At 46.9% G+C, this 24006-nt stretch carries 23 protein-coding genes and 1 other RNA gene; 3 read left to right on the forward strand and 21 right to left on the reverse strand.

Annotated features, from left to right (window positions below; translation table 11 throughout):
- Nucleotides 1–380: 380 nt before the first annotated feature.
- The 14 genes from WFI24_RS33220 to rpoE all read right to left on the reverse strand — a co-directional run bounded on the left by WFI24_RS33220 (nt 381) and on the right by rpoE (nt 13689).
- Nucleotides 381–650: a pro-sigmaK processing inhibitor BofA family protein gene (locus WFI24_RS33220; protein ID WP_315939840.1), complete on the reverse strand. Its 270-nt coding sequence runs from the start codon at nt 648–650 to the stop codon at nt 381–383.
- 34 nt (nt 651–684) lie between these two features.
- Complete coding sequence (locus WFI24_RS33225) at nt 685–960, reverse strand: YaaL family protein (protein ID WP_260871236.1); 276 nt, start codon at nt 958–960, stop codon at nt 685–687.
- 182 nt (nt 961–1142) lie between these two features.
- Complete coding sequence (gene recR, locus WFI24_RS33230; RefSeq protein WP_036607246.1) at nt 1143–1742, reverse strand: recombination mediator RecR; 600 nt, start codon at nt 1740–1742, stop codon at nt 1143–1145.
- Between the two features lie 34 nt (nt 1743–1776).
- On the reverse strand, nt 1777–2088 hold the full coding sequence (locus tag WFI24_RS33235) for a YbaB/EbfC family nucleoid-associated protein (RefSeq protein ID WP_036607248.1): 312 nt from the start codon (nt 2086–2088) through the stop codon (nt 1777–1779).
- 41 nt (nt 2089–2129) lie between these two features.
- The gene (gene dnaX, locus WFI24_RS33240) at nt 2130–3875 is read right to left on the reverse strand and encodes a DNA polymerase III subunit gamma/tau (RefSeq protein WP_336766061.1); all 1746 of its coding nucleotides are present in this window, start codon (nt 3873–3875) and stop codon (nt 2130–2132) included.
- Between the two features lie 174 nt (nt 3876–4049).
- Nucleotides 4050–4317, reverse strand: an RNA gene (gene ffs, locus WFI24_RS33245) — signal recognition particle sRNA large type.
- 147 nt (nt 4318–4464) lie between these two features.
- Nucleotides 4465–4662: a 50S ribosomal protein L31 gene (gene rpmE, locus WFI24_RS33250; RefSeq protein WP_036607255.1), complete on the reverse strand. Its 198-nt coding sequence runs from the start codon at nt 4660–4662 to the stop codon at nt 4465–4467.
- Nucleotides 4663–4764: 102 nt separating this feature from the next.
- Complete coding sequence (locus tag WFI24_RS33255; protein WP_145326614.1) at nt 4765–6039, reverse strand: radical SAM protein; 1275 nt, start codon at nt 6037–6039, stop codon at nt 4765–4767.
- A 97-nt stretch (nt 6040–6136) separates the two neighbouring features.
- A complete protein-coding gene (gene rho, locus WFI24_RS33260) occupies nt 6137–7462 on the reverse strand; it encodes a transcription termination factor Rho (RefSeq protein WP_036607258.1) in 1326 nt (441 codons plus the stop codon).
- A gap of 469 nt (nt 7463–7931) precedes the next feature.
- A complete protein-coding gene (locus tag WFI24_RS33265) occupies nt 7932–9185 on the reverse strand; it encodes a UDP-N-acetylglucosamine 1-carboxyvinyltransferase (RefSeq protein WP_036607261.1) in 1254 nt (417 codons plus the stop codon).
- Nucleotides 9186–9332: 147 nt separating this feature from the next.
- The gene (gene fba, locus WFI24_RS33270; protein WP_076334179.1) at nt 9333–10187 is read right to left on the reverse strand and encodes a class II fructose-1,6-bisphosphate aldolase; all 855 of its coding nucleotides are present in this window, start codon (nt 10185–10187) and stop codon (nt 9333–9335) included.
- Between the two features lie 259 nt (nt 10188–10446).
- Nucleotides 10447–10833 (reverse strand): response regulator, encoded by a 387-nt coding sequence (locus tag WFI24_RS33275; RefSeq protein WP_145326612.1) that lies wholly within the window; start codon nt 10831–10833, stop codon nt 10447–10449.
- A 227-nt stretch (nt 10834–11060) separates the two neighbouring features.
- Nucleotides 11061–12665, reverse strand: a complete 1605-nt coding sequence (locus WFI24_RS33280; protein WP_145326611.1) for a CTP synthase — start codon at nt 12663–12665, stop codon at nt 11061–11063.
- Between the two features lie 454 nt (nt 12666–13119).
- Nucleotides 13120–13689, reverse strand: a complete 570-nt coding sequence (gene rpoE / locus WFI24_RS33285) for a DNA-directed RNA polymerase subunit delta (RefSeq protein WP_124118867.1) — start codon at nt 13687–13689, stop codon at nt 13120–13122.
- 462 nt (nt 13690–14151) lie between these two features.
- On the opposite strand from rpoE, the gene WFI24_RS33290 reads away from it, so the two are divergent.
- Entirely contained in the window at nt 14152–15306 is a 1155-nt protein-coding gene (locus WFI24_RS33290; protein WP_145326610.1) for a S8 family peptidase, read from the forward strand.
- Complete coding sequence (locus WFI24_RS33295) at nt 15303–15491, forward strand: hypothetical protein (protein WP_336766062.1); 189 nt, start codon at nt 15303–15305, stop codon at nt 15489–15491. Before WFI24_RS33290 ends, WFI24_RS33295 begins: the two co-directional genes overlap by 4 nt.
- A gap of 98 nt (nt 15492–15589) precedes the next feature.
- Here WFI24_RS33295 and argS read toward each other — a convergent pair whose 3' ends face one another.
- The 5 genes from argS to WFI24_RS33320 all read right to left on the reverse strand — a co-directional run bounded on the left by argS (nt 15590) and on the right by WFI24_RS33320 (nt 21114).
- Nucleotides 15590–17269, reverse strand: coding sequence for an arginine--tRNA ligase (gene argS, locus WFI24_RS33300; RefSeq protein ID WP_336766063.1), 1680 nt, complete (start codon nt 17267–17269; stop codon nt 15590–15592).
- Nucleotides 17266–17691 (reverse strand): DUF1934 domain-containing protein, encoded by a 426-nt coding sequence (locus WFI24_RS33305; RefSeq protein ID WP_017691299.1) that lies wholly within the window; start codon nt 17689–17691, stop codon nt 17266–17268. Before WFI24_RS33305 ends, argS begins: the two co-directional genes overlap by 4 nt.
- 265 nt (nt 17692–17956) lie before the next feature.
- The gene (locus tag WFI24_RS33310; RefSeq protein ID WP_336766064.1) at nt 17957–18223 is read right to left on the reverse strand and encodes a DUF6171 family protein; all 267 of its coding nucleotides are present in this window, start codon (nt 18221–18223) and stop codon (nt 17957–17959) included.
- A gap of 3 nt (nt 18224–18226) precedes the next feature.
- Nucleotides 18227–19708, reverse strand: coding sequence for an alpha-N-arabinofuranosidase (locus WFI24_RS33315; RefSeq protein WP_336766065.1), 1482 nt, complete (start codon nt 19706–19708; stop codon nt 18227–18229).
- Between the two features lie 224 nt (nt 19709–19932).
- A complete protein-coding gene (locus WFI24_RS33320) occupies nt 19933–21114 on the reverse strand; it encodes a WD40/YVTN/BNR-like repeat-containing protein (protein WP_336766066.1) in 1182 nt (393 codons plus the stop codon).
- A gap of 392 nt (nt 21115–21506) precedes the next feature.
- Between WFI24_RS33320 and WFI24_RS33325 the strand changes: the two genes are divergently transcribed.
- A complete protein-coding gene (locus WFI24_RS33325) occupies nt 21507–21638 on the forward strand; it encodes a hypothetical protein (RefSeq protein ID WP_307221547.1) in 132 nt (43 codons plus the stop codon).
- A 429-nt stretch (nt 21639–22067) separates the two neighbouring features.
- Here the strand turns inward: WFI24_RS33325 and speB are convergent, their stop codons facing one another.
- Nucleotides 22068–22937: an agmatinase gene (gene speB, locus WFI24_RS33330; protein ID WP_336766067.1), complete on the reverse strand. Its 870-nt coding sequence runs from the start codon at nt 22935–22937 to the stop codon at nt 22068–22070.
- Between the two features lie 14 nt (nt 22938–22951).
- Nucleotides 22952–23779: a polyamine aminopropyltransferase gene (speE, locus tag WFI24_RS33335; protein ID WP_336766068.1), complete on the reverse strand. Its 828-nt coding sequence runs from the start codon at nt 23777–23779 to the stop codon at nt 22952–22954.
- Nucleotides 23780–24006: the final 227 nt, after the last annotated feature.

A 24006-nucleotide genomic window follows, 5' to 3' on the forward strand; every position in this document is an offset into this window, starting at 1 on the left:
CGTCCTGAGCCAGGATCAAACTCTCCAATAAAGTATTGAAAAGAGCGATAAGCTCATTTTGAATCTGACGAGATTAAAAATCTCATTTGTGCTCCAGTCGATTCAAGCCAAGGCTTGTTTCAAACTTTCGCGTTTCATTCTGCAAGCAGAATGTTTACTCACTCGTTGTTCAGTTTTCAAAGATCAAACTTGTTTTTTCGTCACCATTTTCTCTCAGCGGCGACTTTTATAATATATCATACTTCGTTTGTTTTGGTCAAGTGTTTTTTTGAAATTCTTTTTCGAAGCTCGTTATGAACTTCTTCATTTCATCAAAAGCATGTAACCAAGCAAGCAAAGCAACGAGATATAATGTACCATATAAATAATCCCGAAGTCAACTATCCGAACAAAGAAATTTTCAACCCCAATAACAGCCCAACACCCGGCAATCCCAAAACAGTTACAGTCCCTATCGTTGCAGGGTTCAGCGGGATGTAGGTACCTGTAATCCAACCGGAATAATTCACGATGTAAATCCCTACTGCAGCCAGCACCAGATGAATTCCAAAAGACGTGAAAAACGATAACCCTATTCGCTTTCTGAACAATACAACAATAAGTCCCAGTAACGATACAACCAATACACTCCCCAATATAATACTCTTCATATGGTGCACCTCCGTGTTTAATGTAAACCTGACTCTACATACTAACCCCTCGCTGTGATGTAACATCATCATTCGCCCGGGCTCGCTTCGCTCTCTTCAAATGAATCTGGTACTTCCGCTCGGCTGCCTCCAACACATAAATGGCATAATCAATCTCATCCTGCCCCTGCGCATCTTCGAACTGTCTCATTGCCCGCTCCCATTCCTGTTTTGCCAACTGAATATCTGCATAGATTTGATCCGCCTCAAGTTCCTTCAACATTCTGTTGCGCTTCTCCATCGAGTTCCGTATATTTCGCCACTTAAACATAAACTCTCCCCCTCCTGATCAGTGCAGCATATTCTCATACTTATCAGGGAAAGGACAAACTTAGAACTTGGACATTTCATTTTCCTCACAAAAAAAAGAGAGCCCTAAGGCTCTCTTGGTTAAAAGAATCATATTTAGCACACAAAGTCTCTCGGGAGTATGCTGTGTTTAAAACAAATACACTAACGCATTTCCCTGCGCCCTTCCAAGGCTTTCGAAAGAGTCACCTCATCGGCATACTCCAGATCGCCTCCTACAGGCAATCCATGGGCGATTCGAGTCACACTGATCTCAAACGGACGCACCAAGCGGGAGATGTACATCGCTGTAGCCTCACCCTCAATATTGGGGTTTGTCGCCAGAATGATCTCTTTTATCCGTTCATCACTTAATCGAACCAGAAGTTCCTTCAAACGAATATCGTCCGGGCCAATTCCCTCCATAGGCGAAATCGCACCCTGTAACACATGATAGTATCCATCGAATTCCTTGGTGCGCTCCATGGCAACCAGATCTTTCGAATCCTGAACTACACAGATGACAGAGACATCCCTGGACTTATCCTGACAGATGCGACACGGATCCGTATCGGTGATATTACAACACACTGAGCAGTAATGAAGATTGCGCTTCACACTCACGAGTGCTTTGGCAAAATCGATAACGTCATCTTCCTTCATGTTAAGCACATGAAAAGCTAAACGCGCTGCTGTCTTGGGGCCTACACCTGGCAAACGGGTAAAGGCATCAATCAGCTTGGCTATTGGTTCGGGATAATACAATCGATTATGTCTCCTTTGACAGGATCAATTTAAATTAAAATAGTCCCGGAATATTCATGCCGCCTGTGAACTTGCCCATATCCTTGTTGGCAATCTCATCAGCTTTGGCCATTGCATCATTAACTGCTGTCATAACAAGATCCTGCAACATTTCAACATCTTCCGGATCTACCGCTTCAGGTTTGATCGTGATAGCAAGCAATTTCTTGTGCCCGTTAACTTCAGCCGTTACAACGCCGCCGCCCGAAGTACCTTGGACTGTTTTGTCCGCCAGTTCCTCTTGTGCTTTCAGCATTTGCTCCTGCATCTTCTTCACTTGTTTCATCATTTGGTTCATGTTGTTCATAATTGTTCATCTCCTTTGTTATAGTTATCGCGCTATACGCATTATTCTTTGATCACTACAAGGTCCTCACCAAAGAGCTGGATGGCTTCATCAATCCAAGGTTGTTGGTTGCCTGAACCGCCGTCTTCATGCTCAGGTTCAAGCTTAAAGTCCTCCTTTGGCGCTTCAGAAGCTCCTTCCATAGCTCCGGTCCAATCTTTGAGCATCATCGTCACCAATCGTGCCGGGCGCCCAAGTTGTTCGGACAACACCCGCTCAATGACTTCGCGGTTAGCCTGCTTCTCCGTCGTTTCACGGTGAATATTGTTTTTGAAAGCAACCAGAACGTTGTCTTCAAGCAATGATACTGGATCACCATCCACAAACCAAGCGTGAACGGTAACTCTCTCTTCCTTCACTCGTTGCAGGATCTGACTCCATTTTTTGCTGATCTCTGCGAACTCAGGGGCTCCCTTGCGCGCAACATATTGATCCAACTGTGCAGGAAGCTTCGCAGGCGAGTTCCCTCTGGATACAGGGGCTCTTGTTGCCGGACGCGATGGAGCACTTGATGCACCATCTCCACCAGACAACCCGCTCTTAAGTGCACGATCCAATTTCTTCTCCAGCTCAGCAAGCTGCTGCTTCAAGCGGTTGATCTCTCCCCCATCAGCAGGTGCTGCATGAGATGAAGCCCCCACCTGAACAGAAGCCTCTCCTTGTGCTGGAATACTACACAATTTAAGCAATGCGACTTCAAATAATGTCTGTGGCTGTACGGCATATTTCATTTCACTCTGGTACCGATTAAGGGTGTCGATCATGTGGAACAGTTGTTCCTTGGTGAATGACTCCGCCATATCACGGAAAGCTTCCGGATTAAGTACCCGGTCCGTCAGTTTGTCTGCATCAGGCACCATCTTAATCATAAGCAAATCACGGAAATAATACAGTAAATTCTCCATGCACTTGTCTGCACTTTTCCCTTCATGCATGAAGCCTTCAATCATCTGCAAAATATGACCAACATCACCTTTGAGCAGTGAAGCAGCCAGTTTGGCAAATTGCTCTGAAGCAATTCCACCCGTCATGTCCATAACCTGCTGGTACGTTACTCGTCCATCCGTAAATGAAGAGATCTGATCCAGCACACTAAGTGCATCCCTCATTCCACCATCCGATAAACGGGCAATGTATTGGAGGGCGTCCTGGTCAGCTTCCATGCCTTCCTGTTCACAGATCAGTGTAAGTCTTGCTGTCTGCTCTTCCAGGGAAACCCGGCGAAAATCAAATCGCTGACAGCGCGATATAATGGTAGCCGGAAGGCGGTGCGGTTCCGTTGTTGCCAAAATAAACATCACATGTGGCGGTGGCTCCTCCAATGTTTTGAGCAAAGCATTGAATGCCTCCGTCGTCAGCATGTGCACTTCATCAATAATATAGACTTTCTGCCGGACTTCGGTTGGCGCATATTTAACCTTTTCCCGAAGATCACGGATCTCCTCAACGCCCCGATTGGATGCAGCATCAATCTCCTGCACATCCATCACAGCGCCAGTCGTAATCCTACGGCAAGCTTCACACTCGTTACAAGGTTCAGGCGCAGGCCCACGTTCGCAGTTCACAGCTTTGGCCAAAATCTTGGCGGCACTCGTCTTTCCCGTTCCTCTGGGCCCGCTAAATAAGTAGGCATGGGAAGTCCGCTGTTCACGAATCGCGTTCTGCAAGGTCTGAATAATATGCTGTTGTCCCACCATATCTTGAAACGACTGGGGACGCCAAGCCCGGTATAACGCGATATGCTCCATGATGCGTTACCTTCCTTCCACTTCGCATTCGAGTCCTTTGTCGTTCCCCTATTATACTATATTCCAGGGTGAATCCAAACTTTATCTGACTCATTCATGCGTGGTTTTTTAAGACATATCAAAAAGACCTCTGCATACATACAACTGCAAAGGTCTCTACATTTAAATGGTAAGCCGTGCACCTGCTATCGATATTTGCGATCCAAGTGGCACCCCTGAACAATAGCTCGGGCTAGGCGACCCTCCGGCACAAGAGTGATCTCACTTATGGCTGCTTCCTTCCGGACCTGACCAGGTTCATGAGTACTCATTGCGGAGGACCCAACCGTCAACACCACGTTCAGGGACCAAACCTCACATCGACAAAACCTCTAGCAGGAATTCAACCTCGCTATAGCGGATTGCGAGTTACAGGGCACCGCTACCTCCCCATCTAGCACGGTAAGAAATAGTATAACGTAAGGTTATCCAAATTGCAACCAGAAGGAACGCAGCAGCAACTATGTTTGCATAAAACATATAAAAACCCCTGCCAGATCAGCAGGGGTGGGTTGGATGCAATTAGCAGACAACTCCAAGAATTGTCCTATTAGATTCCGTATTTCTTCTTGAAACGATCAACACGGCCGCCAGCATCGATAAACTTCTGTTTACCTGTGAAGAACGGGTGGCACGCGGAGCAAATCTCTACACGAAGTCCGTCTTTAACCGAACCTGTCTCAAAAGTATTCCCGCAAGCGCAAGATACTTGACCAATCGTGTAATTAGGATGAATTGCTTCTTTCATTACCTTTCACCTCTTTCCGCCCTGAGCCTCAAGCGGACCCAGAGTAAATGGCACAACTCTGAGATTATAACACGGCCTAATGCCTGTTGCAATCCATTATTGTTAAGAGGTAATCAACCGTTTTGGACGTGCCATTCCAGCTGGTGGTACGTGAGTATACGATCCAATCACCACATCAGGCAACTCGTCTTCAAAGATTTCAATCATCTGCTTCATGCCCAAGATATCACCTTGAGCCGGAGGAATTAACTCCAGATAGCTCTCCGGATCAATATTGAGATTGCGCATCTGAATCAAACGCAGATCCGTTCTTCGTGCAAACTCAATCATTGCTTCAATCTCTTCCTCACGATCTGTTACACCTGGGAAGATCAAATAGTTAATGGAGGTGTATACCCCCTGCTGCGCTGCGTATTTCATCGACTTCTCGACATTGGCCAAGGTATAGCCACGCGGCTTATAGTAGGCGTTATAGTGGTCATCCAGTGCACTAATTGTACTTACGCGCATCAGATCCAATCCAGCGTCAACAATTCCTCTAATATGATCATTCAGACCCGCATTGGTATTAATGTTGATATACCCCATATCCGTGACGGAACGCACTTCACGAATGGCTTCGATAATCAGCTTGGCCTGCGTGGAAGGCTCCCCTTCACAACCTTGTCCAAAGCTAATGATGGATTCCGGTGTCTTCAGGTGCTCCATCATGACTTGGACAATCTCATCCACCCGCGGGCGGAAGTTCATACGTGTCTGCGGGGAAACAAAACCACTATCATCCGGTTGCTCGGAGATACATCCGAAACACCCCGCATTACAGGAATAGGATACCGGCACTCCGCCTTCCCAACGATTCAGGAACGTGTTCGACGAAGTTAGACATTCATATCCGAGCGCACAATTGGACAGATGGGTATAAAGACGGTTCTCGGGATATTGCTCCGTCAACCGTTTAACTCCGGAACGCACATCATCCCGATCACAGTTCAGCGGATTCCATTGGTCAGGACTATCCGACTTCGCAGCCGTGACATAGAAACCGCCATCTTTCCAAACTACTGCGGAATAGCCGAATAACGGCAATTTATACTCTTTATCCGTCTTCACATAACCAGGGAGACACAAACGAGTGAAACCCTGTGGAAGCAACGCACCTACAGCCTGTGTGTCCGTTGGCATCGGCAACATCTCACCTGTATCCGGGTCCATACCAATGGGCCGAGTACTTGGGAGTCCAACCAAAGTTGCACCCTCCGGCAAAGGGATCAGTTCATCCTCCATAATTTCAACGATCATATCTCCGCTACGGGCAAGCCCGTACAAGGATGGGTGATCAAATACATTACCTTTTTCATCTGCGTATACTAAATACATGATGTTCTCCTCACATCTAATGGGTTAAACCTAACGACGAGTGTATTGTAAAATTCACAGCAACGCTGCTAAACGCATGTTATGGGTCGAGCGACACTTATGTCGATGTACCTGACGTAGCTGTCTGTCTTGGTGAGCGACGGGTTGTTGTTGTCCCCGAATTGCTTGTTGGACTATTACCAGCTGAATCAAATGCCGCCAAAAACTCTGCATTTGTCTTGCTGTTGCGAAGTTTCTTCAGGAAACCTTCGACAAAGTCATGGGAATCATTCATATTCTTGCGAATCGCCCAAATTGTATCCAGCTCTTCCTTGCTGAGCAACACTTCTTCACGACGCGTACCAGAACGACGAATGTCGATTGCCGGGAATATACGACGTTCAGCCAGACGACGGTCCAGATGCAACTCCATATTACCCGTACCCTTAAACTCTTCATAAATGACGTCATCCATACGTGAACCGGTATCAATTAATGCCGTTGCCAGGATGGTCAAACTTCCGCCTTCTTCCACATTCCGTGCTGAACCGAAGAAACGTTTCGGACGATGGAATGCAGCTGGGTCAATACCACCACTAAGCGTACGACCAGATGGTGGAATAACCAGGTTATATGCACGGGCAAGACGTGTAATGCTATCCAGCAGGATAACGACATCCTTTTTAGCCTCAACCAAACGAAGCGCACGTTCAAGCACCAATTCCGCCACCTTGATATGATTCTCAGGCAGTTCATCAAATGTCGAAGCCACAACTTCCCCTTTTACCGAACGTGACATATCCGTTACTTCCTCTGGACGTTCATCAATCAACAGGACAAACAGTTCAATTTCTGGATTGTTAGTTGAGATGCTGTTGGCAATTTCTTTGAGGAGAAGCGTTTTACCCGCTTTGGGAGGTGCTACGATCAATCCGCGCTGTCCCAATCCTACTGGGGCGAGCACATCCATAATGCGTGTGGACAAATGGTTGGGGGATGTTTCGAGAACCAGTTTTTTCTGCGGATACAGTGGGGTTAGTGCCGGGAAGTGAAGTCGCTCTGCAGCCGCCGATGGATTCTCACCATTTACAGCGTTGACTTGCAACAAACCGAAGTATCTCTCGTTTTCCTTAGGCGTCCTACACTTACCTGATACGAGGTCACCTGTTCTTAGGTCAAACTTGCGAATCTGAGAAGCTGAGATGTAGATGTCTTCCGTGCTTGGCAAGTAGTTGATCGGCCGAAGAAATCCGTAACCTTCAGGTAAAATTTCGAGTACGCCTTGCATGAACATCAGACCGCTTTGTTCGGCTTGTGCACGCAATATAGCAAAGATTAATTCTTTCTTTTTTAACGTACCATAGTAAGGAATCTGATATTTTTTGGCCAGCTTGTAGAGGTCCGTTAGTTTCATTTCTTCCAAATCGGAAATTTGTAGATCCATATAATAACCACCTATTCAATTAATAAGTCCGTGTGAAATGGATAGTTTCGCTAGATGTTCCGGCTATAGAGCGCAGCGTCTGCCACAATCTCTTCTGTCCATTGTACGGAATGTAACCGTTATAATGCAAATACTTGTCTTTGAGTGTAAGTTTCCGGGTGGGATGGCCATATTCGGCATAATCCGCTAATGAGTGAACACGATTCAATGAGGCGATCGATCCAGGTAGACCGGCTATGGAGCGCAGGTTCAAACAAAACCGGGGGGTGGGGAAAGAAAAATGATGTTCTTACAGCCATATGAAGTTTGATTCAAAAAAAGACCCTCCGGTAAAGGAAACAGAAACATTTCGTCTTATGCCGGAGAGACTGAGAACTCTATTAAAACAGGTTTACCCAATTACTGAAAGGATATGCAATCCAGCTAAAATAAACATGCGCATGACAGAATCATACATGATGCTTATCAATTAATCGGTTTCCCGCCATACATCTGCACCAAGCAGACGAAGATTGGTCACCAGGTGATCGTAACCACGATCGATATATTCGACCCCTGTTACTTCAGTCACACCTTCACTGACCGTAAGACCTGCGATCACCAGTGCTGCTCCAGCTCGAAGATCGGATGCTTTTACTTTGGCCGCGTTCAATGCACTGCCTTCAATAATCGCTGACCGTCCTTCTACCCGAATCTTAGCGCCCATCCGCACCAGCTCTGGCACATGCTTGAACCGATTACTGTATACAAAGTCGCTCAGGACACTAACACCGGTTGCCTGTGTTAAAACACTGGTCATTGGTGACTGTAAATCGGTTGGAAAACCAGGATATACAAGTGCCTTCACGTCAACGTGGTTATAGCTTGGTTTTCCAATGACACGTATACTTTCATCCAATTCCTCAATGCCAACACCCATCTCCAGCAGCTTTGCTGTTAAAGCTTCCAGATGTTTGGGAATCACATTGTCAATCAGAACATCACCGCGCGTTGCCGCTGCAGCGATCATATACGTACCCGCTTGGATACGGTCCGGAATGATGGAATGACGGCAGCCTTTAAGCTCCGAAACCCCTTCAATACGGATCGTTTCGGTACCTGCACCCTTGATGCTGGCACCCATGGAATTCAGAAGTGTTGCTACATCTATAATCTCAGGCTCTTTAGCCGCGTTTTCGATAATTGTAGAGCCTTTGGCACGAGTAGCCGCCAGCATGATATTAATGGTTGCACCGACACTGCTTACATCAAGATAGATTTTTGCTCCGCGCAGCTCTTTGGCATGCAAATGAATGGAGCCGTGTTCGTTTGTTACGGTTGCGCCAAGCGCTTCAAACCCTTTGATATGTTGATCAATTGGACGAGGCTCGAAATTACAGCCCCCTGGTAAACCTATGGTCGCTTCTTTGAAACGCCCTAATAATGCACCCATCATATAATACGAAGCACGAAGCTTCTTCACGGGACCATTCGGCATAGGAATGGATTTGATGTCAGAAGGATCAATCTTCATCTGACTGCCTTCCCAAGTTACATGTGCTCCGAGTTCCTCCAAAATTTCTGCATAAACCGCCACATCACTCAAAAGTGGAAGGTTGTCCAACACGACTTCTGACTCGGCAAGCAATGCTGCAGGAATAAGCGCAATGGCGCTGTTCTTGGCGCCGCTTATGGTTACAGTTCCCTGTAACGGACGTCCGCCACTAATCATCAATTTTTCCATAAAGCTTAATGTCCCCCTACGTGTTTTGCAGCCGATGAACGGCAATACGTGCTGTTGGCTTCCGATGTAGAAATAAGGTGTGAAAATGGAAAGACACCGGCTAGGCGGTGTTCTTCCATTTCACAGTATGGAACTGGTAAAGATAAATTACGCTTTGTTGTTGGAACCAAACTCGCGGATTTTACCTTTAACTGTTTCTTTGATTGCATCACGGCCTGGTACGATGAATGTACGTGGATCGTAAGCATCCGGTTTAGCTGCAAGCACTTCACGAACTACTTTTGAGAAAGCAATTTGGTTCTCTGTGTTTACGTTGATTTTGGATGTACCCAGGGAAATGGCTTTGTCGATGTCGTGTTTAGGAATACCTGTACCACCGTGCAATACGAGTGGAACTTGTACCGCGTCACGAACTTCTTCCATTTCTTTGAAGCCCAGGTTAGGCTCGCCATGGTAAGGACCGTGTACGGAACCAAGAGCAGGTGCCAATGTGTCGATACCTGTTTCTTTAACGATACGGATACACTCGTTCAGGTCAGCATACATGATACCGCCGATAACGTCGTCTTCTTGTCCGCCTACAGTACCTACTTCAGCTTCTACAGAAACGCCTTTAGCGTGTGCATATTCAACAACTTTTTTAGTCATTTCGATGTTCTCATCGATAGAGTGGTGGGAACCGTCGATCATAACGGATGTGAATCCAGCATCGATCGCTTCTTTACACTTGTCGAAGCTTGAACCGTGGTCCAGGTGAATTGCAACTGGAACAGTGATTTTCATGTCGTGAATGAGTCCTTCTACCATTTTAACTACAGTGTAGAAGCCACCAATGTGACGTGCTGCGCCTTCGGATACACCCAGAATTACTGGGGATTTCTCTTCTTCAGCAGCACCAAGAATCGCTTGAGTCCACTCAAGGTTATTGATGTTGTATTGACCAACTGCATATTTTCCTTCAAGTGCTTTGTTCAACATGTCTGTCATAGATACTAATGGCATGGTTTCAATCCTCCTAGGGGTTTGGGTTGTGTCTATGGTTTTTAGCCGAAATCACATACGGGCTTATTATACCACATCCCATGTCAAATACTAAACAAGCATTTGCAAAAATGCTGTGCTTTGCAGCACAGTTTTCATAGACACTGCTTTATGACTTCCCCATTTCCAATATTCCCCGGATGAGGGAGTGAAATACCCCATTTTCCACCACGCATCTTCTATGTTCTTCACACGCAAAAAAATCCTGTATCTACAGGATTCAGCTGCATTTATTGGCAGCACCATTGCGAAGCTGCATATTCACAGCCACTCGCATCTCATCGATATCAAATGGTTTTGTGAAATGCATGAGTGCTCCGAGATCCGTGGCTTCCTTAATCATGTCCAGTTCGCCATAAGCGGTCATCATGATGACCTTGATATCTGGATCAATTTCTTTAATATGCTTCAGGATTTCCAGGCCGTCCATCCCAGGAATCTTCATATCGAGCAGTACCAGATCAGGCTTGTCATTGTTCACAATTTCCAGGGCAATCTTGCCGTTGGGTGCTTGAAACGTGTTATATCCTTCACTGCTGAATACTTCCATTAACAGGATTCGAATACCATTCTGATCATCAACAATTAGAACTTTTTTATCTTCCACTCTGTAACCTCCTAGAATTAGGAAAGCATGTACACCTTCGAATCTGGATAACTATCCCATAGTCGTCATGATAAGTATTCTACCTCTTCCATTAAAATCCTGCTACCTTCATAAAATGACAAAAAGCATTTCGAACTGCTTTTCACGCAAAAAAAGGGATGTTCCGGCATCCGCTGTGGTTGCCTGGAACATCCCAATATCTATTACGTTAACACTACTACCCTGTATTATTTCTGTGCATTCTCCAGAGACGCTTTCACGAACTCACGGAACAATGGTTGCGGACGGTTCGGACGGGAAGTGAATTCCGGATGGAATTGTACCGCCAAGAACCATGGGTGACCTGGAAGTTCCACAATCTCAACCAGACGTCCATCCGGGGATGTACCCGAGATAACCAGTCCTGCCTTTTCGATCGCTTCACGATATTCATTGTTGAACTCATACCGGTGACGGTGTCTCTCATACACCAGCTCGTCATCATAACAAGCCATTGCCAAAGAACCTTCCTGAAGCTTACAAGGATACAGACCCAGACGCATCGTACCACCCAGATTTTCGATATCTTTTTGCTCAGGCAACAGATCGATTACCGGGAATTCCGTAGCCGGATTAATCTCGGAGCTGTTCGCACCATTCAAGCCAACGATGGAACGTGCATACTCAATAACGGAAACCTGCATGCCCAGGCAAATACCGAAGAACGGAATTTGTTTCTCACGGGCATAACGGATTGCGGATACTTTACCTTCGATACCCCGGTCTCCAAATCCACCAGGAACCAAGATGCCGCCAACGCCATGCAAGAGGTCGCCTACGTTCTCATCGGTGATATCTTCGGAATGAATCCAGCGAATCTTCACATCTGCATTGGATGCAAATCCTGCATGAGACAAGGATTCAACGACACTAAGGTATGCATCATGCAACGCTACATATTTACCAACAATAGCAATCTCAACCGTATGCTCCAGCTTGTTGATCCGGTCAACCAGTCCTTCCCACTCGCTCATATCCGGTGCAGGAGTAGTCAGTTTCAAGTGGTTTACCACGATCTCATCCAAACCTTCTTCACGCAGGTTCAGAGGTACTTGATACAACGTGTCTGCATCGCGACATTCCACTACAGCATTCTCATCAATGTCGCAGAAGAGAGCGATTTTGGCTTTCATGTCGTTAGACAATTCATACTCCGTACGGCAGACAATGACATTCGGTTGAATACCGATGCTGCGCAGTTCCTTAACACTATGCTGCGTTGGTTTTGTTTTCACTTCACCTGCTGCTTTGATGTAAGGAATAAGAGTTACGTGGATGTACATCACATTGTCGCGACCTACATCACTCTTGATTTGACGAATGGCTTCCAGGAAAGGCAAACTCTCGATGTCGCCCACTGTTCCGCCAATTTCCGTAATAACAACATCCGAACCCGCTTCACGTCCAGCGCGGAATACACGCTCTTTGATCTCGTTCGTAATGTGTGGGATAACTTGTACCGTTCCGCCCAGATATTCCCCGCGTCGCTCTTTGCTGATGACGGAAGAGTATACTTTACCAGTCGTGACGTTGCTGTTTTTGGAGAGATTGATATCAATAAAACGTTCATAGTGGCCAAGGTCCAGATCCGTTTCCGCGCCATCATCCGTTACAAAAACCTCGCCATGCTGATAAGGGCTCATTGTCCCTGGGTCGATGTTGATGTATGGATCAAATTTCTGAATCGTTACCTTAAGCCCTCTGTTTTTCAGCAATCTGCCCAGCGAAGCAGCCGTAATCCCTTTGCCTAGGGAGGACACAACTCCGCCCGTCACGAAAATATACTTTGTCACTGTTATTACCCTCCTAATATAAGTACAGAAATTCAGGCGATATATGGTGTTATCGTAACCTGTTTCCCAGGTAATCATCGTTAAAAAGAGCAATGGCAGAAATTCCCTGCATCTGCCGAACTGCTCTTTCTGCGAAGACGGTTTAAATAAACGTTGTTTTACAGCAAAAAATGGTGCAAACATTCCGGTAGCCTTCATTCCATTTCGTGTTTTTGATATACAAAAACGGGCCATGAAATGTTGGCCGGGAGCATGCGGAATTGAAAACATTTTGCAAAATTATGCCTCTAAAAATACAAAAAAAAGTACTCCCGCAGGACGGGGCACCTTCTATAAAAAACATAAATATATTGTCGCTCATTCATAAGCCCATGCAATAGTTTACCCGTTACCCCGTCTGCTGTCAAGGCTGACTATTCCGGGGAAACGGGTAAATTATAGACGTCAAAAATGACTACCGATTATCAGAATCGTCGTCAAATTCATCCTCGTTTTCGGACTCTTCTTCGTCTTCTTCGAGGTCTTCATCTTCCAGATCGTCATCTTCGACCAGCACTTCTTCTTCGCTGTCTTCTTCATCAAAGATGTCGTCTTCGTCTTCATCTTCTTCGTCTTCTTCTTCGTCTTTATCCGTGCTGTCGAAGTCTTCGTCGCTGTTATAGCTGTCTTCTTCTTCACCGAAGTCTTCATCTTCCAGATCATCGTCTTCATCGTTGATGATACGCGGACGCTTCGCACCCGTCATGGAATCTTCTGTTCCGGCTACCGGATACCAGCGCTTCAAGCCCCACAGACTCGTACCGACACAAGCAAAACGGCCATCGATATTAATCTCGGTATATAGCTGGGCGATAAACTCGTTGATTTCTTCATCAGTCATTCCGCGCTGCTTCGCTACCTCATTCATCAAGTCACGATAGTAATACGGCGTATTAGCCGCTTTCAGCACCATAAAGGCAAGGTCCACCAAAGGGATCTCTTTTACCTTTTCTTTATCAATTTTCAAATTGAGCGAGGTACTCACTGCAGACACTTCCTCTCACACAAAATTCACTTTTTAACCCCTACGAACTGGACTGTTACGTATAACATATCCATTAACAAACCTAAGTAAAACCTATTTAGCGTTAAAAAGCAAGTTTTTATGTACGGATGTGACGCAAATACGGAGAGCAGCAACAATATGTCCATATATTAAACATGAAGTGACATCGAACTCATAGGAATAACTTCTTTTGCCAAAGCGACAACTCCATAATAAAAAAGACGGAGTCCCCTCCGCCTTCTGACTGTATACCCTTGAAGGATTGCTCCTCACCAGGTTCCCCGCAAGAGCCCTCTAGCTCTCCATCCATCATATGTCCCTGCGCCCGTTTTGACACGAAGAGTATGTGTTTTTGTAAAAAAAGGGCAAGTTCCCCATGCGGCGGGATGAGCGCATTCATAGAATACCTCAGCATGTTCATCCCGAAGGGGGCTGCCCATTATGGACTATACTGGTTTATTGCATCAATTGATTGACGGAATGCGACGCCCTGAACCAGAACAGGGAGGGCGATATTTGATCCGATTTGCCAAACCGCAGCAGTATGAGGCCTGTCTCGTAGAATTGTCTCGAATGCGGAATGAATTCACTGACCTTGAAGCTGTCCGCTCCTCGCGACTGGCTCGTTCCATTATTGCTCCGGTACAACGCCCAGAGGATCTGTACCGTTATGGGGATGAAATTACGATTGAAGCAGACGTACCCATCTCACTTCACGCCACTGCACTTCACAGTAAACCGAGCAATGCCCAAGGCATACCTTGGGGAGTGAAACAAATCCGGGCACCCAAAGTATGGTCTGTGTCTACAGGACACCGAATTAAAATCGGTGTGATTGATACGGGTGCTGATTATCACCACCCCGATCTTCGTTATTCCCTGGCACGCGGAATCAACCTGTTAAACCGCAGCCTGCTTCCCCATGATGATAACGGACACGGTACCCACATTGCAGGGACTATCGCTGCAGCCAACAGCACCGCAGGCATGATTGGTGTAGCTCCACGCTCCCTGATCTATCCGGTGAAAGCATTTGACCACAACGGATCAGCTTATGTATCCGACATTGTGCTTGGCATCGACTGGTGTGTACGCAACAAGGTCGATATCATCAATATGAGCTTTGGCATGAAAACACGGAGCAAGGCGCTTCTTGACGTGGTCAATCGTGCATATCATGCCGGCATCGTCATTGTTGCTTCGTCAGGAAATGACGGCAAACGCCGCAGTATTGATTATCCGGCAAGGTATCCGCAGACCATATCTGTTGGGGCAACCGACAAAAACAGACGTATTGCGTCCTTCAGCAATCGGGGCGCATACGTGGATGTCTATGCGCCTGGCGATAAGATCGTCTCCTCCTGGGTACAAGGCAAGCATCACGAGATGAGCGGCACATCCATGGCGACATCCCATGTGAGCGGTGCAATCGCTTTGCTGCTGGCGAAACATCCTGGACTATCCCCCAGCGAAATCAAGACACTCGTCAAACGTGCTACGATCCCGCTGCGCGCCCGCAAGACCACCACCGCAAAAAGCAAGGTACGCGGTGGGGAGATTGACGCCCTGCGGCTAATGCAGGAGGGCGGGGAGTGATCCTGATCTGCCCAGCGGTCAGCAGGACTCGCTTGAAGCTTGGTGGCGAAACGCAGTGGCTCGGCCCAGACAGCACACGCGCGAGCGGATATTGCGTAGCGGCTGAAACTCCAGGTTGCGACCGCTGCAATGGCAGAGCAGGGCAGACTTGTGTACTCGGGGCAGGCCGGTTTCCTCAGCCATGAGTACACAAAAAAAGTCTCCATGTACCACGTTGATTACGCAACGTGGGCATGGAGACTTTTTTCCTTAGGCAGGGCGGCGATGTGCCGCGAGCCTGAGTTTACATTTTGTCTGGTGCGGTTACGCCTACCAGACGAAGCGCTGTTGCGATAACGGTACGCACAGCACCGATCAGCGCCAGACGCGCCTGAGTTTGCTGCGCGTCTTCCGTAATAACGCGTTCTGCACGGTAGTAGCTGTGGAACAGGGATGCCAGCTCGTATACGTAACGGATGATGCGGTGAGGCGCATATCCTGTTGCCGCTGCCGAGATTTCTTCAGGCAGCTCTCCCATTTTGCGGAGAAGGTCATACTCGTGCTCTGTTGTCAGCTTGGACAGGTCAATCTGTGCCAGTGGCAGCAGCTCAATGCCTTGTTCTTCAGCTTGACGATATACGCTGCATACACGTGCATGCGCATATTGTACGTAGAATACCGGATTCTCATTGGATGTCGAAATAGCAAGGTCCATGTCAAAATCCAGATGGGAGTCCATGCTGCGCATTGTGAAGAAGTAACGGATGGCATCAATGCCGACTTCATCCATCAGGTCTTCCATCGTTACAGCTTTACCTGTCCGCTTGGACATCTTCACTTTTTCACCGTTCTGGAACAAGCTCACCATCTGTGCAATCAAAACCACCAGTTTCTCAGGGTCATTGCCCAGTGCTTGCATAGCGGCCTTCATCCGTGGAATATATCCGTGGTGATCCGCACCCCAGATGTTGATCATCGTGTCGTATCCACGGGCATATTTGTCACGGTGATAAGCAATGTCCGGCGTCAGATATGTGTACGTGCCATCGTTCTTGATCAATACACGTTCTTTGTCGTCACCGTACTGCATCGTTTTCAGCCAAGTTGCTCCATCTTGCTCATAGATCTCATTGCGGTCACGCAATTCATCAAGCACTCGCAGCACTTCTCCGTTGTCATACAGGGAAGTTTCGCTAAACCAGATGTCAAAATTAACACGGAAGCGATTCAAGTCACGCTTGATCTTGTCCAGTTCCTTCTCCAGGCCAAAGTCACGGAAATAAGCCGCACGGTCACCAGGATGCATGGACAACAATTCTTCACCCTTTTCAGCAACAAGCTGCTTGGCAAATCCTTTAATATCTTCACCGTGATAACCGTCTTCAGGCATCTCAGCATCCTGACCCAGCTCTTGCAGATAACGAGCTTCAATGGAACGCGCCAGATTAAACACCTGATTACCTGCATCATTAATGTAGTATTCACGGGTTACATCATATCCTGCGTAGTCAAGGATGTTACATAGTGCATCACCTACAGCTGCTCCACGGGCATGGCCCAGGTGCAAACTGCCTGTCGGGTTGGCACTGACGAATTCCATCTCGACTTTGCGTCCTTCTCCGATGCTAATTCTTCCGTAATCTTCGCCCTGCTCCTGCACAAGCGCAAGTACCGGGTAAAGGTAACTCTTGTCCAATTTGAAGTTAATGAATCCTGGACCAGCAATCTCAGCTTTCTCAATTCCTGCTTCAGACAGATTCAGATTGGCAATGATCTCTTCAGCAATCTGACGCGGATTGCGCTTGGCAATCTTGGTCAGCTGCATAGCAGCATTGGTCGCCAAGTCCCCGTGTGTCTTCTCACGTGGCACTTCCAATGTGATGGCTGGCAATTCGTCCTGCGTAACAATTCCGGCCGTCACAATGGCGTTGCCGATGGCCGTGCTTACCCGTTCGTTAATCGTATCTAGTGGATTACGTGTCATGAAATTGGTTCCTCCTGTATATGCAAACTAATCGCGAAATGTCCGGATTCTTCATCAAAGCGGTAAAAGTCGTAGCTCCACGCTGCGCGTGCGCTCAATCCCTGAATGGAAAGTTCCAGCTTCTGTGTATGCGTGGACAGGGCAAACGACATGTATGGTGATCGATAGAAACCAGGAAGCTTCCGATTCAATTCAAAAGTCTGCTCCGATTCCACCTCACCGTGACGTATAATTTTGATGGATTGTCCGCCCAGCTTCAATGTTGTACGGGTTGTCCCCCCCTCAGGTCCAACCTGCGGTTCTTCATAACGAACATAAAGAACAGACCCTTTTAACACGGCTTCACCCTGCATTTCCTGCAGCACATCTTCACCTTCATAACGGCTGTGCAGCCGGATGTGTACCGGTCGCATGTTCGACATGAATGTTAACCTCCATTATATTCGAGGCGACGCAAAATCAGGCACGGCCGGTGAGAACAGCCCTCCCCGTATTGTTGTGTCGCTATACGCGCTCATATTCCCGGATAGCTCGCTATCCTACACTCTACTGTATAACTATATCCAGTTCCCTCGCTCAATTCAAATCCAAATTCAGAGTTTTTTCCTCATGAAGCCAAAAAAGAAGAGTCACACCTGTAAAGTGCAACTCCCTTTTGCTTCATTATAATGAGATTCTTTCATTAGATCAGGCCCATTGCGATTCATAAGGAAAAGGACATGTCGATTCACTCAGCTTCGCACGCACCTGTACGAGACAACCACAATGCCTGCAGGTTGTACCATATTGCAATCCCGGACAAGTAGAGCAGATGGATAGTCGACGCTCATATTCCTCATCCTGCACCGTCGGACGAGAACGTGAGGCAATCTCCACAAGTCTGGCCATTTTGGCGTCGCTAACCTTCACATCATATTGTTCATTGCACCCCTTGCAAGGTTCCTGCCTTTTCATGCATTAACCCTCTACAGCGAGCACCCCAACCGATGCGGGTGGAAGGACAAAACGCAGTGTGTTATTCTCCAGTGTGATTCCATCCCATGCTACAGGCTGAACGTGACTTGGTTGTTCAAAGGTATTGAATGCACCAAAATCAGCATGATGCAGAATCTGCCCAGATACTTTAGCCGCTTGAGCTGCTTCCAGCTGGCATACGACTTCCAACTCATCCGTGTGGCTTAGATTACAAGCCGTCACATGGATGACCCCATCCTTGTTACGGGAGGCTGATAAGCTGAGCTGTGGAATGGTCTCTTCCCCAAATGTGTATCCTGGGCTTTCATAATTCAAGTCCAGTCGCTGCGCATCCATATGCACCTGATACATATCAAATACATGATACGTAGGGGTCAGGAGCATTTTGTCCCCTTCCGTGAGCACAAGCGATTGAAGCACATTGACGATCTGCGCAAGATTTGCCATATGTACCCGTTTATTGTGTTGATTGAAAATATTCAGATTAACGCCTGCAAGCACAGCATCCCGCATCGTATTCTGTTGATACAGGAACCCTGGATTGGTTCCCGGCTCAACGTTATACCACGTGCCCCATTCGTCCACAATAATGCCGACTCTGCCCTCTGGATCATATTTGTCCATAATCTCGGAGTGCTTCACCAGCAATTCATCCATATATAGCGTCTTCTTCAAGGTGGTGAACCACTCAGCCTCTCCGAATCCTGTGGCTGCACCTTTATCATTCCACTCTCCTGTAGGGATGGTGTAATAATGAAGACTGATTCCGTCCATAAAGCGAGCAGCCTCCCGCATCAGCACTTCCATCCATTCATAGTTGCCTTCGTTGGGTCCACAAGCGATCTTATAGATCTCGTTCCCGGAATAGTTACGTACGTATGTAGCATACCGGCGATATTCATCCGCATAATATTCAGGGCGCATATTTCCACCGCATCCCCAGTTCTCATTCCCCACACCAAAATACTTCAGTTTCCAAGGCTCTTCCCTGCCGTTACTCTTCCGCCAGTTCGCCATCGGGGATTCGCCGTCAAACGTGATATACTCCACCCACTCCTGCATCTCCTGGACCGTACCACTACCCAAGTTACCGCTGATATACGGCTTCGTACCGAGCAGCTCACACAGTCTCAAGAATTCATGTGTACCAAAGTGATTATTTTCTTCCACACCGCCCCAATGCGTATTGATCATACGAGCACGCTCACTCTTCGGGCCCACGCCATCTTTCCAGTGATATTCATCGGCAAAACAACCACCTGGCCAGCGAAGCACTGGAATATTAAGCTTCTGCAAGGCAGTCAATACATCATTTCGAATCCCATCCGTATTCGGAATAGGTGAATCTTCTCCTACCCACAAGCCCTCATATATACAACGTCCCAAGTGTTCGGAAAAGTGACCATATATATTGCGATTTATTAATCCTTGATCTGAATCAGCCTTTAGAATAACCTCAACCATAATTTCAACCTCCAATAAATGTATTTTTATCGCTTACAATAACTTGTTTTGGAGCAGGTTTCAACCGTTATTATTCCCACGCAAACAAGCCCCTTCCTGTGTAGTTGATCAGGAAGGGGCTTGTTTGTTATACAAACTCATGCAGAGACATGCCAAATTGAATTTTATACATTTCTAATTTGGATTTGTCTGGTTGTTATTTCAGAATAATAGACCGCTTAACCCTACTCTGAGGGCAACAACATTTTTTGTGTCCACGTGGTTCCACCATCTGTAGTCTGATAGATTGCCGGGGAGTTATCACTCGTTACAACAAGCCAACCGGTATTGGCGGAAGGGAAAGAGATGCGGGAACTATATCCCGGGTCTTTTAGGTCGACGTTTTTCCACGTGGAACCTTTATCATATGAACGTCCAATCCCCACTTTACCAGCTGCGGGTGAACCTGCGGACAGATAAGCCGTCTGATTACCAATCAGCGCCATGTTGCCAGGGTGACCACCAGGATTGGCAGGCCCGGTACCTTTACCTATACTGTTCGTTCCAGGTGCAGGGCCTCCTCCTGCTGTGGATTGTGCAAATACTTGTGTCCAGTTCTTGCCTTGATTACCGCTCGCATAGAGGGAGTAAGATTGTTGGGACATGCCTGCATCACCATACAGAAGGGCCCACACTTGCTGGCCATGTGCATACAGATCCGCTCCGTTCCATGTGTCTGAGACAACGCGAAGAGAGGTTATCCAGTTCTTGCCACAATCACTCGTATGCTTCAAATGATATCCTGATCCGGGTACAACCACGACAGCATACCCTTGTTTCTCTGTCGCGAAAGCAGCTGCTCGCGTATTGGCAGGTGTGTTGATTTTACTCCAGGTCACCCCGCCATCCTTCGTCTGATATGCACCATTATAGGTGTAGCCATAACCTACATCTTTATTGCGGAAATCGATGCGTTTGAATTGAATGCCCGGCGTATCGAGCCGCGTCCAGTGAGATCCCCCGTCATGGGTACGGATCAGATAGGTTGCAGATGAATTCTTCACTTGTGCCAGCGCATATCCGTTCACATTATTCGGAAAATCGACCTGTGTGAATTGCCACTGTCCTGTATATATGGACTGCCACGTACATCCTGCATTCGAGGTACCGATCAGGAATCCTTCACCCCCAGCTCGTCCAGTCGTATCATTAAGAAAATCAATATCGGTAAATTGCAGGTGTTGCTCTTCTACACCACTGCCTTTTTTCAATGTAGCAGCTAGTCCTTGATCTCCCTTTCCACATGCCTGCGAGGATGAAGCGTTAGCGCCTGATAGCGTATGTACTGGTCCCATCCCCCAAGCCAGCGTTAACGATAATGCGATTGCACCAATCCGTTTCCATGCCATCGTTCTCTTGGTTGTCATCGTAACACCTCCTTCTATGGTTTTACCCAATTCCGATCTTGTTAACGTAACAATCCAGTGAAGCCCGATGACAATTTCGCAAGAAAAAAACCACCTTTACCCACGATTGGTATCATGCAGGCAAGGGTGATTCATCACTAAACGTTGTGTACTCTAGGTTAAATCGGAAATGTCTGGATACCAATGATAACAAAACTGATACTTAAAAAAGACATCAATATTAAGATAGAGTCATGTTAAGGCAGGATATCTGCATGTGTGAGCCTATACTAACACAAGCAATAAATGGTAGAGACATAGGAACATACGTGCTATAATTAATGTTATGGACGTTTGAATAACGGTGGATGTTTTCTGATCACGGCGCAGCTTCCCGAGAGGGGGTGACGTCGATGATCAAACTTGTGGCGTTGCTTGATGTGATCCGATGGATTGCTGCGATCCTCAGTATTGTACTGAGTGGGCGAAAGCTTTACCGTTGGTTACGCAAAAAGTTCCGTAGCAAGCGAAAACCCACCTCATAAGGTCGGAAGCCTGACGGTGGGTTTCGCTTGAATAGCATTATTTAGTTCATGCGCGCCGTGGCAATCCACAGCCTTTCGGGTCCTAAGAGTCTTTACCGTTGGCGCGGTAAAGGCTCTTTTTAGTATATGGTCGAACCCGGTCTCCATATACTTCACGAGTGTAATATATCAATTCATATACTACTAAATACTGTTGTAGTCAGTATAACATAGCTCTGGACAGAAGTTAAATTAAGTTAAGTTAAGTTAACTTAATTTAATTTAATTATTCCTCTTGTGAGAATAGTTTCGGATATATTATCCAGTCCGTTCCTTAAGCTGAAATAGTTGAGGACACGCAGATAAACGTTAGCAATAAAAATGCTCTCTGTCTGCGCAGATTTGAAACCGCGCAGACAGAGAGCATTAAGTTTATCGATCATTCTGTAATTATTTCACGAATCCAAGCAGCATTTCACGGATCATCTTCGCAGCCACAATCTGTGTCTGTTGTGTTGGATCGTAGATTGGTGCTACCTCAACCAGATCACAACCGACTACATTGACACCAGATCCTGCAATCATGTGGATGGCTTCAAGCAGTTCTTTGGACGTAATGCCGCCCGCTTCTGCTGTACCTGTTCCTGGTGCTGCAGACGGATCAAGCACATCGATGTCGATGGTCACATATACCGGACGGTTGCCCATCTTCGGAAGGGCTTCCTTCATCGGAGCTGCCACTTCAAACGGATAGAAGTTGATGTTCTCACGACCATACTGGAACTCTTCACGGGAGCCAGAACGGATACCGAACTGATAGATGTTTTTGCCACCCATTAACTCCGCTGCTTTACGTACTGGCGTGGAGTGGGACAATGGCTCGCCTTCATAGTTTTCACGAAGGTCTGCGTGTGCATCAATATGAATCAGGATAAGATCCGGGTATTTCTTGTACATCTGTTGGATGACTGGCCAAGTAACCAAGTGCTCGCCACCCAATCCAATTGGGAATTTGTCGTCAGCCAGCAGACTGCCGATGTATTCATGAATCACTTCTAGGCTGCGTCCCGCGTTACCGAAAGGCAGGAGCAAGTCTCCAGCATCAAAGTACGTCATGTCTACAATGCTTTTGTCGAGGTACGGGCTGTACTCTTCAAGTCCAACCGATGCTTGACGGATATGAGATGGGCCGAAACGGGAACCCGGACGGAAGCTGACGGTATAATCCATCGGCATACCATAGATAACTGCTTTGGAGTTCTCATAATCCTCAGAGCTGCAAATAAATACGTTTCCTGAATAAGCTTGATCCAGTTTCATTAATGATTTCCCCTTTATTTCGTTAAATCTTCCACGAATTTAGGAAGTACAAATGCTGCTTTGTGCAGACGCGGAGAGTAATACTTGGTATCCATCTCCGGAATTTGAGTCTCATCCACTTCAAGCGGGTCATGTTTCTTGCTACCCATGGTGAATGTCCACAAACCACTTGGATAGGTTGGAATATTACAGCCGTACACATGTACGATCGGGAAGATTTCTTTGACGTCTTTGTTCACCTTCTGGATCAGATCCGCCTTGAACCACGGGTTGTCCGTTTGGGCAACGAAGATTCCGTCTTCTTTGAGTGCTTCGTAAATGCCTTGGTAGAAACCGCGCTCAAACAATGGAGCAGCCGGACCAACAGGCTCAGTGGAGTCTACGATGATCACATCGTATTCATTTTTATGTTCAATAATATGCATGTAGCCGTCGTTCACGAGCACTTCAACATTAGGCTCGTCCAACTTGCCGGCGATTTCAGGCAAATATTTTTTGGAATATTCAATAACTTTACCGTCAATTTCGACGAGAACTGCTTTTTCTACAGCAGCATGCTTAATGACTTCACGAATGACTCCGCCATCACCGCCACCGACAACCAGAACTTTTTTCGGATTCGGGTGAGTGTTTAGCGCAGGGTGTGCCGCCATTTCGTGATATACGAACTCGTCTTTTACGGTAGTCATCACCATGCCATCAAGAAGCAACATGTTACCGAATTCCTCGGTCTCTACCATGGCCAAATCTTGAAAATTGGTTTTCTCTGTAACATAGGTCTGTTTAATCTTCGCGGTGATCCCGAATACCGGGGTCTGTTTCTCCGTAAACCACAATTCCATAATCTCTACCTTCTTTCCGTAAAGTTAATGATCAGCCATACCCGACCCAAGTGCTGTGCACTATAATCGGTTCGCCCAAGCACGTCCAGCGTTCGGCGCCATATCGCGTTATGATTTGCTGGCCTGCGGGAAAGGTCCGCGGTTCACTTCATTATATAGATTAAATTGACCAGAGCGTGCAGAGCGTCTGACTAATCAATGAATCAATGACCATTCGTCTGTTCGTC

The sequence above is a fragment of the Paenibacillus sp. USHLN196 genome (assembly GCF_037144955.1).
Classification (GTDB): Bacteria; Bacillota; Bacilli; order Paenibacillales; family Paenibacillaceae; genus Paenibacillus; species Paenibacillus xylanexedens_C.